At 70.9% G+C, this 13193-nt stretch carries 11 protein-coding genes and 1 pseudogene; 7 read left to right on the plus strand and 5 right to left on the minus strand.

Going from position 1 to position 13193, the window contains the following annotated elements:
* Positions 1–59: 59 nt before the first annotated feature.
* Positions 60–1415 carry an ABC transporter ATP-binding protein gene (locus IE247_RS19615; protein ID WP_190124480.1) on the minus strand — a complete coding sequence of 452 codons (1356 nt, stop codon included), beginning with the start codon at positions 1413–1415 and terminating at the stop codon, positions 60–62.
* Positions 1416–1748: 333 nt separating this feature from the next.
* Positions 1749–3209, minus strand: a complete 1461-nt coding sequence (locus IE247_RS19620; RefSeq protein ID WP_190124481.1) for a CitMHS family transporter — start codon at positions 3207–3209, stop codon at positions 1749–1751.
* Between the two features lie 286 nt (positions 3210–3495).
* Here IE247_RS19620 and hmgA point away from each other — a divergent pair, with 286 nt between their 5' ends.
* Positions 3496–4827 (plus strand): homogentisate 1,2-dioxygenase, encoded by a 1332-nt coding sequence (gene hmgA / locus IE247_RS19625; protein WP_190124482.1) that lies wholly within the window; start codon positions 3496–3498, stop codon positions 4825–4827.
* A gap of 30 nt (positions 4828–4857) precedes the next feature.
* Positions 4858–5610 (plus strand): GntR family transcriptional regulator, encoded by a 753-nt coding sequence (locus IE247_RS19630; RefSeq protein ID WP_190124483.1) that lies wholly within the window; start codon positions 4858–4860, stop codon positions 5608–5610.
* Positions 5611–5797: 187 nt separating this feature from the next.
* Here IE247_RS19630 and IE247_RS19635 read toward each other — a convergent pair whose 3' ends face one another.
* Positions 5798–6058 (minus strand): hypothetical protein, encoded by a 261-nt coding sequence (locus IE247_RS19635; RefSeq protein WP_190124484.1) that lies wholly within the window; start codon positions 6056–6058, stop codon positions 5798–5800.
* A 320-nt stretch (positions 6059–6378) separates the two neighbouring features.
* Complete coding sequence (locus tag IE247_RS19640) at positions 6379–7188, minus strand: SGNH/GDSL hydrolase family protein (RefSeq protein WP_190124485.1); 810 nt, start codon at positions 7186–7188, stop codon at positions 6379–6381.
* Between the two features lie 768 nt (positions 7189–7956).
* Here IE247_RS19640 and IE247_RS19645 point away from each other — a divergent pair.
* The 4 genes from IE247_RS19645 to IE247_RS19660 all read left to right on the plus strand — a co-directional run bounded on the left by IE247_RS19645 (position 7957) and on the right by IE247_RS19660 (position 11910).
* On the plus strand, positions 7957–8814 hold the full coding sequence (locus IE247_RS19645; RefSeq protein WP_190124486.1) for a glycosyltransferase family 2 protein: 858 nt from the start codon (positions 7957–7959) through the stop codon (positions 8812–8814).
* A complete protein-coding gene (locus IE247_RS19650) occupies positions 8811–9875 on the plus strand; it encodes a glycosyltransferase family 2 protein (protein WP_190124487.1) in 1065 nt (354 codons plus the stop codon). Before IE247_RS19645 ends, IE247_RS19650 begins: the two co-directional genes overlap by 4 nt.
* Positions 9872–10672: a polysaccharide deacetylase family protein gene (locus tag IE247_RS19655; RefSeq protein ID WP_190124488.1), complete on the plus strand. Its 801-nt coding sequence runs from the start codon at positions 9872–9874 to the stop codon at positions 10670–10672. The genes IE247_RS19650 and IE247_RS19655 overlap by 4 nt, the downstream gene beginning before the upstream one ends.
* Before the next feature lie 125 nt (positions 10673–10797).
* The gene (locus IE247_RS19660) at positions 10798–11910 is read left to right on the plus strand and encodes a DUF5925 domain-containing protein (RefSeq protein WP_229869229.1); all 1113 of its coding nucleotides are present in this window, start codon (positions 10798–10800) and stop codon (positions 11908–11910) included.
* A gap of 6 nt (positions 11911–11916) precedes the next feature.
* On the opposite strand, the gene IE247_RS19665 is transcribed toward IE247_RS19660, so the two are convergent.
* Positions 11917–12291 (minus strand): GntR family transcriptional regulator, encoded by a 375-nt coding sequence (locus IE247_RS19665; RefSeq protein WP_190124490.1) that lies wholly within the window; start codon positions 12289–12291, stop codon positions 11917–11919.
* A gap of 83 nt (positions 12292–12374) precedes the next feature.
* Here IE247_RS19665 and IE247_RS19670 point away from each other — a divergent pair.
* Positions 12375–12836 (plus strand): annotated as a pseudogene (locus IE247_RS19670) (ribonuclease FAU-1 family protein); the annotation flags it as partial.
* Between the last annotated feature and the right edge of the window lie 357 nt (positions 12837–13193).

Consider the following 13193-nt stretch of genomic DNA (forward strand, 5'->3'; position numbering starts at 1 on the left):
TGCGCCCGCCCACACGATGTCTCCCCGCCGACGGCCGCCGACGGGGATTCACCCGTCCTTCACACATCCTCGCCGAGCAGTTCGGCGGGGGCCGGGGAGACCCTGCGGCCGTGGCGGTCGAAGACATAGAGATGCGCCAGGTCGACCAGCAGGGGCACCTGCGCGCCCTTCTGGAGCCAGAGGCTGGGAGGGGTGCGTACGACCAGCTCGCCCGCGCCGACGCGCTGGGCGGCGGGGTCGTAGGAGGCGTACGGGTTGTAGGGGAGGCGCGGTGATCCGCCGAGCGCCGACGGCGGGCCCGGCGTTCGCGCGACCGTACGCCCCTTCAGCCGGCCCAGGACCCCCGGACGCGGCCGGGCTCTTCGGCGGCGCGGCGAGCCGTCCGGGCGGGGGGACTCCAGATCGGCGACGACGGCGGGCTCGGAGCCGATGTCGACGTGGACGAGTGCCTCGTGGCCCTGGTAGTCGGTGTTCGCGACGGTCCCGGTGAGCGGCACCTCGCCGGGTCTGGCCTGGCTGGGGAGGCCGATCCTGGTGGCCTCGGAGCGCAGTCCGACGATGACCGGCCGGCCCTGCTGGATACGGAGCAGCTGATGGTCGACGCTGAGCGGCTCGGGCAGGGGGAGTCGCTGGCTGCCCAGGTCCAGCGACATCCCTTCGCGCGGCGGCGCGTGGACGAAGCCCTGGACGAGATTGATCCGGGGGGTGCCGATGAACGCGGCGACGAAGATGTTGTCGGGGAGGGCGTAGATGTCGCGCGGGGCTCCGACCTGCTGAAGCACTCCGCCGCGTATCACCGCCACCCGGTCGCCGAGTGACATCGCCTCGGCCTGGTCGTGGGTGACATAGACGGTGGTGACGCCCATCTCGCGCGTGAGCTGGGCGATTTCGGAGCGGAGCTGAATGCGTAACTTGGCGTCGATGTTGGAGAGCGGCTCGTCCATGAGAAAGACGGAGGGCCGCCGGGAGATCGCACGGCCCATGGCGACGCGCTGGCGCTCGCCGCCGGAGAGCTGGCTGGGGTAGCGGTCGAGGACGTCCTCGATACCGAGCTTCCGGGCGGTGGCGTCGACGCGTGGGCCGCGGTCCTCTCGGGGGTTCTCCACCAGCAGGGGAAAGCCGATGTTGTCGCGGTTGGTCATGTTCGGATAGAGCGCGAAGTTCTGGAAGACCATGGCCATATCGCGGTCGCCGGGCGGCATGTCGTTGGCGAGTTGGCCGTCGAGCCGCAGCTCACCATCAGTGATCGCCTCAAGTCCCGCGATCATGCGCAGCACGGTGGACTTTCCGCAGCCGGAGGGTCCGAGGAGTACCAGGAATTCTCCGGGTTCGATGTCCAGGGTCAATCGGTCGACGGCGCGCGGTGCCCGTCCGTATCGTTTGCTGACGTTATGAAGGGAAATAGCGCGAGTCATGTGGGGGTCCCGCCGGGTCAGATGGGGATCGGCTGAGACGCTTGAAAATAGCTGACTAACCCCGGCCGGGGAATCATCCCGACGGATGTTTAACCTGGCCTTTTCCTATTTCGTCGGCCAAAGTGCGGTTCTGGCCCTCGTGATGATGAACGCCTTCCAATTCCCCGGGGGAGCTTTTTCGACGGGGGCGGGCGCGGCCGCCGCACCTGAAACACAGCAAACGGGATGAAAGAGCCGCCCCCGGTGTGACACCGGGGGCGGCGGAGGGCGGTGGGGAGACCGCCCGGGGGATCGTCCGGGGCCTCACTGAGGGGTGAGGCCCCGGGACGTCCGTCAGATGATGCCGAAGACGACTCCGGCGGCGAGCACCACGAGTGAGGTGAGCGCGGCCCACTTGACCGTGAAGCGGGTGTGGTCGCCGAACTCGACCTTGGCCATGCCGACGAGGACGTAGACGGCGGGGACCAGCGGGCTGGACATGTGGAGGGCCTGGCCGACGAGGGAGGCGCGGGCGATCTCCAGCGGGGAGACACCGTGGGCGGCGCCGGCCTCGGCGAGGACGGGCAGCACACCGAAGTAGAAGCCGTCGTTCGACATGAAGTAGGTGAGCGGGAGGCTCAGCAGACCGGTGACGATGGCCATGTGCGGGCCCATGCCCTCGGGGATGGCCCCGACGAGCCAGTCCGCCATGTGCTTGACCATGCCGGTGCCGGTGAGGACTCCGGTGAAGACGGCGGCGGCGAAGACCATGCCCGCGACGTTGAGGACGTTCTCGGCGTGCGCGCCGATCCGGGCCCGCTGGTCGGCCATGTTCGGGTAGTTGACCGTGAGGGCGAGCGCCGCGCCGAGGATGAAGAGGACCGGGATGGGCAGCAGCTCCATGATCATCGCGGTGAGGAGGGCGATGGTGAGGCCGGCGTTGAACCAGTAGAGCTTGGGGCGCAGGGTCTCGCGGTTGGGGTCGAGGCCCTGGAAGCCCTCGTCGTCGCCCTGTCCGGGGGCCGGGGCCGGGGAGTCCGCGGCGCTGTCACCGGAGTCGGCGGCGGCGCCGGAGGCCGCGCCCTTGTTCTTGCCCTTGCCCTTGCCCTTCGCGGAGCCCTTGCCGGTCTGAGCGCCGGAGCCGCCCGCCTTGACCAGCACCGTCTCACTCTCGGTCGCCAGCGCCTGGTCCAGGGAGAGATAGCCGAGGCGCTTGCGCTCCCGCATGCCGAGGACGTAGGCGAGGATGAAGACGAAGAGCAGTCCGACGGCGAGCGCCGGGATCATCGGGACGAAGATGTCGCCCGCGTCGAGCTTCAGCGCGGTGGCCGCACGGGCGGTGGGGCCGCCCCAGGGCAGGGTGTTCATGACACCGTTGGCGGTGGCGGCGATACCGGTCATCACGACCAGGCTCATCCCGAGCCGCTTGTAGAGCGGATACATCGCCGAGACGGTGATCATGAAGGTGGTGGAGCCGTCGCCGTCCAGCGAGACGATCGCGGCGAGCAGCGCGGTGCCGACCACCACCCGCATCGGGTCGGCCTTGCAGAAGCGCAGGATGGCCCGGACGATCGGGTCGAAGAGACCGACATCGATCATCACACCGAAGTAGACGATCGCGAACATCAGCATCGCGGCGGTGGGGGCAAGGTTGCCGACGCCTTCGATGACGTAGTCCCCGAGATGCGCACCCTTGCCGACGAGGACACAGAAGAGCGCGGGGACGAGGACGAGCGCCGCGATGGGCGACATCTTCTTCATCATGATCAGGACCAGGAAGGTCGCGATCATGGCGAAGCCGAGGATTGTCAGCATGGGGCTACCTAACGTTCATCCTTGAACTCCCACCGGAGGCGGCGGTCCGGATGACGTTAGGTCCCGTCAAAAGCTGTTAACAAGATGTTGACGTGTGAGCAATACGAGCAAAACCCCAGGTCAACGTCTTACTGGTGGTTTCCGGGCCCCCGCGCCCGCGCGTGGCCCGCCGGACGGGCCCCGAACACGCCCCCGTACGCGGGGGCGTTTGGCGTTGACGGAGCGTCCAGCCAATCCTACGGTGACCCATAGGATTCCTTTGGGCTTTTCAGTACCGGGAGCGGCGATGAGCGGCATCGAGCAGGCCATGGAGCGGGCACGGAAGACGGCCGGGGCGCTGGGGCACTCCCCCGGCTTCGGCAACGAGCACAGCTCGGAGGCGGTGCCCGGCGCGCTTCCGGTCGGCCGCAACACCCCGCAGCGCGCCCCCCTGGGGCTGTACGCGGAGCAGCTGAGCGGCTCCGCCTTCACCGAGCCCCGGGCCCGCAACCGCCGCTCCTGGCTGTACCGGATCAAGCCCTCGGCCGCCCATCCGCCGTACCGCCGCGTCGACAACGGCCGGCTGCGCGCCGCGCCGTTCACCGAGACCGCCCCCGACCCCAACCGGCTGCGGTGGAACCCGCTGCCGGAGCCGGCCCCGGGCACCGACTGGCTCGCCGGTCTGTGGACACTGGGCGGCAACGGGGACGCGGCGCAGCGCACCGGCATGGCCGTGCACCTCTATCACGCCAACGCTCCGATGCGGGACCGGGTCTTCGGCGACGCGGACGGCGAGCTGCTCATCGTCCCGGAGCTGGGCGGACTGCTGCTCGTCACCGAGCTGGGGATGCTCGCCGCCCGGCCCGGCGAGGTGGCGCTGATCCCGCGCGGCGTCCGCTTCCGAGTGGAGCTGCTGGACGAGCGGGCCCGGGGCTATGTCTGCGAGAACTACGGCAGGCCCTTCGAGCTGCCCGACCTCGGCCCGATCGGCGCGAACGGCCTGGCCAACGCGCGGGACTTCCTCGCGCCGAAGGCCGCGTACGAGGAGGCCGCGGGGCCGGTCGAGGTGATCAACAAGTTCTGCGGAAACCTCTGGGCCGCCTCCTACGACCACTCCCCCCTCGATGTGGTCGCCTGGCACGGCAACCATGTCCCCTACGTCTACGACCTGCGCCGCTTCAATGTCATGGGGTCCATCTCCTACGACCACCCGGACCCCTCGGTCTTCACCGTGCTGACCTCGCCGTCCGACACCCCGGGGCTCGCGGGCGTCGACTTCGTGGTCTTCGCGCCGCGCTGGCTGGTCGGCGAGGACACCTTCCGCCCGCCCTATTTCCACCGCAATGTGATGAGCGAGTACATGGGCCTGATCGAGGGCGCCTACGACGCCAAGGCCGAGGGCTTCGTGCCCGGCGGCGGCTCGCTGCACAACATGATGTCGGCGCACGGCCCGGACCGGGAGACCTTCGACCGGGCGAGCGCCGCGGAGCTGAAGCCGCAGAAGATCGACGACGGTCTCGCCTTCATGTTCGAGACGCGCTGGCCGGTGACGGCGACCGGGCAGGCGGCGAACGCGGACCATCTGCAGAAGGGCTACGACGGCGTATGGCAGGGTCTTGAACGTCATTTCACGTCGTGATACGCCCTGATCCGGAGAGACGGAGCCCCCGTGACCTCCTCCTTCGCCCCTGATTCACTGGTACTGAACCGGAAGCTGCCGCTCTGGTACCAGGTCTCGCAGTCCCTGCGCGCCTCGATACTCGGCCGCACCCCCGACGCCTCACTGCGGCTGCCCACCGAGGAGCAGCTCGCCGCGCACTACCGGGTGAGCGTGCTGACCATGCGGCAGGCCCTCAAGGAGCTGGAGGAGGAGGGGCTGATCAGCCGCCACCGGCGGCGGGGCACCTTCATCGAGCCGGGGGCGCGCAGAGGCGCGCCCAGGCGGCTGCTGGGCTCGATCGACGCCATCGTGGCGCAGCAGTCGGGCGAGCGGACGACCGTCCTGGGGCACGGCCCCGAGCCGGTGCCGGGGGAGCTGTCCGAGTACTTTCCCGGTCTGACGGAGATCGTCGCCTATCGCAGACTGCGCTGGGACGGCGAGAGCGGCGAGCCCAGCAATTGGGCGGAGAACGCGGTGCGCCCGGACATCGCGGCGCGGCTGGACCCGGCCGACCTGGAGCGGTGGCCGATGACGAAGGCGCTGCGGGACGGGGTGGGCGTACGGATCAGCCGGATCACCGACACGGTGGAGGCGCGGCTGGCGGACCCGCGCACGGCGGAGCTGCTGAAGGTGCCGCTGCTGAGCCCGATCCTGCACTACACGGGGGTGACCTACGACCGGGACGGCCAGGTCGTGGATGTGGCGCGGATCCGCTACCGGGGGGACCGGTTCTCGTTCTCGGTGACGGTCGAGGCGGAGTGAGGGCCTCAGGAGCCGCGTCCGCGCGGTCGTGACCGCGCGGACGCCCGGAAGTCGCCGGGGCACCAGGGCCTGCGAGCCCGGCGAGATCCGTCGGACAGGGCCTGAGCGCGGGGCCGCACAGGCGGTGACACACGGAAGGGGCGGGACTCGCTCGGGAGGAGTGGGACTCCCGAGCGGGGCCGGAGGGTCAGTGGCGGCTGCCGAAGAGCGTGCGACGCAGCCTCCGCAGCGGTGCGAAGAGCGAGACTCCGCCCCTGCCGCCACGGTCGTGCGCCACATCGCGCGAGGTCAGCTCGCGCATCAGCGACGTCGCCTCGGCCGTCTCCCGCTGGGGCACGGCGGGACCGCCGAGCACCGACAGATGTCGGTCGAGGCGCGAGCTGGTCGCGCTGTTCCCGCAGACGATCGCGGGCACACGCGCCCTGCTGCGCACTGTTATCTGTTCCATGTCACTCCCCACCCGTACGACGCACCCGGCCCGGGCAGGTTAACCCTATCGCCCCACCAGGACACGCATGTATCCCACCCACAGGATTCACCGCACCCGTACGCGAGTTGACGCTGACGCTACGAATCCGGTCTTTTCCAGGGCGAGTTGGACAGATTCGAGTCTCCACTCGTCGATTCTGCCCACCGCCTCCCCGGACCACTCGCACCCCAGGGAACTCTTTGCTCACGAGTCCGCACTCCGCGCTCACCGCCGGCCGCCGCGACGGCCGTTCCCGGCCGGAATCAGGGGTGTGATCTCCGCCACCGACGAGGCGGGTCTCAGGCGTGGGCGGTGAAGACGGAGAGATAGCCGCCGGACTGGCCGGAGGCCGTGGGGTGGTACGACTCGCCGACGTTGAGCAGATTGAGGCTGTGCAGCCAGGACGCCCCGGAGCAGATCTCGTGCCCGGTGAAGGCCGGCACCACGTCCGCGAAGGCGAAACCGTGGTCGGCGGCCCGCTTGGCGAGGGCGGCGTTGAGATGGTCGGCGGCCCCGTTGATCGCGGACCGCTCGCGCTCGGTCAGCCCGGCGACACAGGTGCCGCTCAGCTTGTAGAAGCGGGGATAGCCGAGGACGACGACCGCCGCGCCGGGGGCCCGGCCGCCGATGGCCGTGTACAGGGAGTCGAGTCTGCCGGGGAGGGTGGTGTCGACGTACCCCCGGGCCTGGTTCACCCGATTGACGCAGGCGTTTTCGGACTGGAGGACGCAGGTGGTCATGACATCGGCGAATCCCGCGTCATTGCCGCCCACGGAGAGGGAGACGAGGTCGGTCGAGGCGTTGAGCGGGCCGAGCTGGCTCGCGGCGACGTCACTCGTACGAGCACCCGCGCAAGCGGTGAAGGCGAACGACGAGGGGGCGTTCGCGGCCGCCCAGAGCTTGGGGTAGGCGCGGTTGCTGCGCTTGCAGTCGCCGCTGGCGCTGTCGTAGGAGCCGGCGCCGAGACCCGAGGAGTACGAGTCCCCCAGCGCCACGTAGTCGAGGGCCAGGGCGCGGTCGGCGGCCCGCGCCTGGCCCGCCCCGGCGAGGGCGAGCACGGCGGCGAGGAGGAACGAGGAGGACGAGGCCGCGATTCGGGACAGTTTCATGGAACCTCCCTGTAGCAGAATGCCTGCCTCAACTTTCTTACCAGTCAGTAGACTTCACTGGAAGTGTCCATGCCAAAACTGGCGGCGGCGGCCCGGCCGGCCGCGCACGGACACACGGCTCCGGAGAGCGGGCGCGGGCGCCCCGACAGACGAGATCCAGCCAAGTGAACCGTCCGGAAGCGGCGGTCGGCAGTCCGAGTGGAATCACCGCCACCGCCTCGCGGCCCCGGCGCACACGACAGCGGCCACCGCCGCCGCCCCGGCCCCGACCGGCACGGATCCCACGCCGCGCACACCGTTCGCCCTCGCGACGCGAGCCCGTCGACCCACCCCCGGGCGGCGGACCGGCGGCAGGGATCGCACAGGCGAACGGCAGCGGCCCCCTACCGCAGGTTGGGCTAACACGTGAGCCCTGAGTAGTTATCAAATATGCAAAAACTAAGGGCAGTTACTCAGATTTGCCTTAGAGTCACGGTCGTCAATACGTCGTACACCCACCCGCAACGGTTCATCACGCAGGCGGCGGCTCAAGGGGAGGGCTCAGCGTCGCGATGGACTGGGAGCGGAGCGTGGCAGGGGGGTGCCGTGGCCGGTTTTCGTGCTCATCCCGAGCCGTCACACCGCACGGCCAGATTCCATCGTTCGTCCGGCCGGCCCGGAGGTTGTTCCGCCATGGGCCGGTGAACGATGGACCCCCCTTTCGAACCGGACACTCATCCGGATCGCCCGGGGGCGGGCGGTCCACCGGTGGAGAGGGAAGAGAAACTCATGAGTTCAGTCCTGCACCCGGCCGCTCCGGGGCCAGATCCGTCGACCCCGGCCGGAGCCCCGGCCGACCGGCCGGGTCGAACGGCGGGCAGTTACCGGCCGATCTCCACCCATCTGGCGATCACCCCGCCCGTCAGCGTCGTGATCCCCGCCATGAACGAGGCGGCGAACCTGCCGCACGTCTTCAAGACCCTGCCCGACTGGATCCATGAAGTCGTGCTGGTCGACGGGAACTCCACCGACGACACGGTCGAGGTAGCCCGCGCGCTGCGCCCCGACGTCAAGGTCGTCAGACAGGTGGGCAAGGGCAAGGGGGACGCCCTCATCAGCGGGTTCGCGGCCTGCACCGGCGACATCATCGTCATGGTGGACGCCGACGGCTCCGCCGACGGCAGCGAGATCGTCTCCTATGTCTCGGCCCTCGTCTCCGGCGCCGACTTCGCCAAGGGCTCGCGCTTCGCCAACGGCGGCGGAACCGACGACATGACCTTCATCCGCAGGCTGGGCAACTCGGTCCTGTGCTCCATCGTCAACACCAAGTTCGGGGCCCGCTACACCGATCTCTGCTACGGATACAACGCCTTCTGGAAGCACTGCCTCGACAAGATCACCCTGGACTGCACGGGCTTCGAGATCGAAACCCTGATGAACATCCGCGTCGTCAAGGCCGGGCTCCGGGTCCAGGAGGTCCCCAGCCACGAGTACAACCGCATCCACGGCGTCAGCAATCTGAGCGCCGTCCGCGACGGCATCCGCGTGCTCAAGGTGATCCTTCAGGAGAAGGGCGTCGGCCTCGCCGAGCGCCGGCGCGGCGGGGCCTCGGCCGGTGTGCGCATACCCCGGGGAGAGATGTCTTGAGCGACCGCCGCTTCTCGGTGGTGATCTGCGTCTACACCGAAGACCGCTGGGACGACATCCTCGCGGCCGTCGCCTCGGTACGGAATCAGTCACTCCAGGCGCTGGAGACCCTTCTCGTGGTCGACCACAACCCGGCGCTGCTCGACCGGCTCACCCGTGAGTACCGGGAGACCGCCGTCACGGCGGGCGCGGCGGTGCACGTGCTCGCCAATGCCGGACCCCGTGGTCTCTCCTCGGGCCGCAACACCGGGATCGCCGCCTCCAAGGGCGAGTTCGTCGCCTTCCTCGACGACGACGCCGTGGCCGAGAAGGACTGGCTGCGCTGGTTCGCCGACGGGTACGACGACCCGAGGGTGATGGCCGTCGGCGGGCGGACCGCCCCCGACTGGGAGTCGGGCCGGCGGCCCGACTGGTTCCCCGAGGAGTTCGACTGGGTCGTCGGCGCGACCTACCGGGGGCTGCCCCCGGGCCGGGTGCGGGTCCGCAATGTGCTCGGCGGGAACGCCTCCTTCCGGCGTACCGCCTTCGACGCCTCCGGCGGATTCGCCACCGGCATCGGGCGGGACGGCGACAAACGGCCGCTGGGGTGCGAGGAGACCGAGCTGTGCATCCGGCTCGGCAAGGCGCTCCCCGGGGCGGTGCTGCTGATCGACGACCGCGCGGTGATCCACCACAAGGTCCCGGCCGCCCGCGAGCGGTTCGCCTACTTCCGTACCCGCACCTACGCCGAAGGGCTGTCCAAGGCGCTGGTGGCCCGGAGCGTCGGGGCGGGCAAGGGCCTGGAGTCCGAACGCCGCTACACCACCCGGGTGCTGCCGGCCGGGGTGCTGCGCGGGCTGCGGGACGCGGCGCTGGGGCGGCCCGGCGGCGCGGGCCGGGCGGGCGCGATCCTCACCGGGGTCGCGGCGGCGGCCGGCGGATACGCGATCGGGACCGCCCGGGCCCGGCGGGGCGCGGTGAGTTTCTCCTCCGGTCCGATCGTCCCCCTGCCGGAGACCGGCCCGGAAGCGGCGGCTCCGGCTCCGGCTCCGGCTTCAGCTCCGGGGAGTGAGACCCGATGAGTGAACCCGTACCCGTGCTGATGTATCACGCCGTCGCTCATCAGCCGGCCAGGGCGACCCACGGCCTCTCCGTCTCCCCCGCCGCCTTCACCGAGCAGATGGCGGTGCTGGAGGAGCGCGGTTTCACCCCGGTCACCACCGCCCAGCTGGGCGAGTCCTGGCGCTCCGGCGGCCGGGTGCCGCTGCCGCGCCGGCCCGTGCTGATCACCTTCGACGACGGGTACGAGGGCGTCCACCGGCACGCCCTGCCCGTGCTCGCCAAGCACGGATTCGCCGCCACCCTCTTCGTCTCCACCGGCTGGCTGCGCGGCGCGCACGACGAGGGCGGCGCGCTGGACACCATGCTCGACTGGGACCAGGTGCGGGAGCTGGCCCACTCGGGCACCGAGATCGGCGGCCACACCCACAGCCATCCGCAACTGGACCAGCTCGACGGCGAACGGCTGTGGGACGAGACCGCCCGCTGCCGCGACATCATCGCCGACGAGGTGGGCGTGGCCCCGCTCTCCTTCGCCTACCCCTACGGCTACTCCAGCCGCCGGGTCCGCGAGACGGTCCGGGAAGCGGGCTTCGCCCAGGCCCTCGCGGTGGGCAACGCCCTCGCCCGGCCCGCCCAGGGACCGTACGCCGTCCAGCGGGTGACCGTCCGGCGCTCCACCGGCGCGGAGGAGTTCGAACGGCTGGTGGAGGGGCGCTCCCTCGCCCGGAACTTCGCCCGGGACCGCGCGCTCACCAAGGGGTACGCGATGGTACGCCGGACCCGGAGGGCGCTGACGGTGCTCCGGGGACGGGGGTAGGGCCCGGACCCGGGGCCGGGGGGCCGGTGGTGTGCCGGGGGGCGGGGCGCGCCGCCGGGCAAAACTCCGTGCGTCCGGGGGGCGGGTGCCGGATCATGGGCCCCATGTCAGCCGTACAGCCTCAGATGGAGCGCATGTCTGCCGCAGCCGCACAGCCACAGGACACTCTGCCGATCCGGCTCAATGTCGATGACAGCGACTCTCCGTCGGACGTCATCGACGCGCTCTTCCTCGGACGTTTCGCGACCGGGGAGCAGCCCTACGCACACGCCCATCAGATCGATCGCGTCAAACCCGGGTTCGAGCTGCTGCCCACGGGCTCGAAGGTGCTGCGCTCCGCGCGGGACGACGACCGCCGCGCGGTGCTCGCCGAGGGCGAGGGCTACACCGTGCTCGTCTCCCACTGGAATCGGGGCGCGGACGTCACGGTGACGGCGGTCAGCGCCGAGCTGGCCGAGCGGATCGTCAAGGAGTCGACGGCCGAGGCGGCCGACGATCCGGAGCCGCAGCCGGAGAATGTGACGATGGGGTTCTGGTACGTCTCCCCCCGGCGCGGCCCGCACCGCACCACCCGCCAGATCTCGGCCGGGACCTGGGAGGAGATCCGGCCCAACTACACCGCTCCGGTGGCGAGCGCCATGGACCGGCTGATGAAGGTGACTCCGGACGACATCTCGGGCCGGCTGCTGCTGCTCCACGGCCCGCCGGGCACCGGGAAGACCTCCGCGCTGCGCACCCTGGCGCGTTCCTGGCGGGACTGGTGCCAGGTGGACTGTGTGCTCGACCCGGAGCGGCTCTTCAACGACGTCGGGTATCTGATGGACATCGCCATCGGCGAGGACGACGGGACCGCGAAGGGCCGCTGGCGGCTGCTGCTGCTGGAGGACTGCGACGAGCTGATCCGGGGCGAGGCCAAGCACACGGCGGGCCAGGCGCTCTCCCGGCTGCTGAACCTCACCGACGGGCTGCTCGGCCAGGGCCGCAATGTGCTGGTCGGGGTGACGACCAACGAGGATCTGGAGCGGCTCCATCCGGCGGTGGTCCGTCCGGGTCGCTGTCTGGCCAGGATCGAGGTCGGCGCGCTCACCCGTGCGGAGGCGGTGGGCTGGCTGGGCTCGGAGGAGGGTGTGGGCCGGGGCGGCTCGACGCTCGCGGAGCTGTTCGCGCTGCGCCGGGGCGTCGGCCCGGCCGCCATCCCCGAGCAGCACGGCGGATCGGACGCGGGCCTCTACCTCTAGGGAGTGTCAGCCGTCGTACGCCGCCCGGGTCGCGTCCCGGGCGGCGGACAGCGCCTCCTCGCGGGTGGCCCCGAGGCGGTGGGCCCGCTCCGCGAACGCCCGCGCGGCCGAGGCCAGCTCTCTGGCGGCCGCGTCGGCGGCCGGTGCGACGAAGGTGCCGTTGCGGCCCCGGGTCTCGATCACCCCGTCCGCCTCCAGGGCGCGATAGGCCTTGGCGACGGTGTTGGCGGCGAGGCCGAGTTCCTCCGCGAGGCCCCGGACGGTGGGCAGCCGGTGGCCCACCGGGAGCGCGCCGGAGCGGGCCTGTCCGGAGATCTGCGCACGGAGCTGTTCGAAGGGCGCGTCGGGCGATGCCGCGTCGATGACGATCTTGAGGGTCACCCGCCGATTCTCCCCCATCGCCCGGCGGGCCCCGGGGGAAACCCGAGGGCGACACGGCCGGACGTCGGCGTACGGTCGGGCCCATGACGGTTTCGGTTGAGGTACGGCTGATCAAGGCGGGCGCGACGAAGATCCGCTATCCGGCGGAGCTGGTGGCCGACGACGGTGTCCACACGGTGGTCCGCGCGGAGTGGGCGGGCGCGGGGGTGCGGGATTTCGGGTTCGTCCGCTTCGAGCCGGGCGATGTGTTCACCGAGCACTACTGGCGGGACCGGTGGTACGCGGTGAAAGAGGTGCGCACCGGCGAGGGTGTGCTCAAGGGCTGGTACTGCGACATCACCCGGCCCGCCCGGGTGGCGGGCGGTGAGCTGAGCGCGGAGGACCTGGACCTGGATCTGTGGGTCTCGGCCGACGGCCGTGAGGTGCTGCGGCTGGACGAGGACGAGTTCGCCGCGAGCGGGCTCGCCGGGACCGACCCGGAGGCGGCCCGGCGGGCGGTGGACGCCCTGGACGAGCTGGAGGCCGTGGCGCGCGGCGGCGGGCTGGGCCTGTCTGATGGATCAGGCTGGATCAGTGAGCGGGGTCTGGTGCCGTGGATCTCCCCCGCAGCCTCCGACGCGGGTGGTACCCCCAGGCGGAGGAGGGAGCCAATGTGGTGTATTGGCGACTGACGACAACGCGGCATGGGGGCACCTCCCGGGCGAAGCCCAGGGGGAGCGGGCCAGGGCCCGCGAGCCCAGCAAGATCCGTCAGACAGGCCCTTGAGGGAGCTGCTCCGGCGAGGACGCTGACCGGCCAACGTACAACGGCGTCGGGCCCCCCCCCCTTGGGGGGGGAGGGGGGGAGGGAGCCGGACCCTCTCGTTAGGGCGGGGGGGGGGGGTCGGGGGTGCGGCCCCCCCC

This window comes from Streptomyces inusitatus, assembly GCF_014651115.1.
In the GTDB taxonomy this organism is placed as follows: Bacteria; Actinomycetota; Actinomycetes; order Streptomycetales; family Streptomycetaceae; genus Streptomyces; species Streptomyces amakusaensis.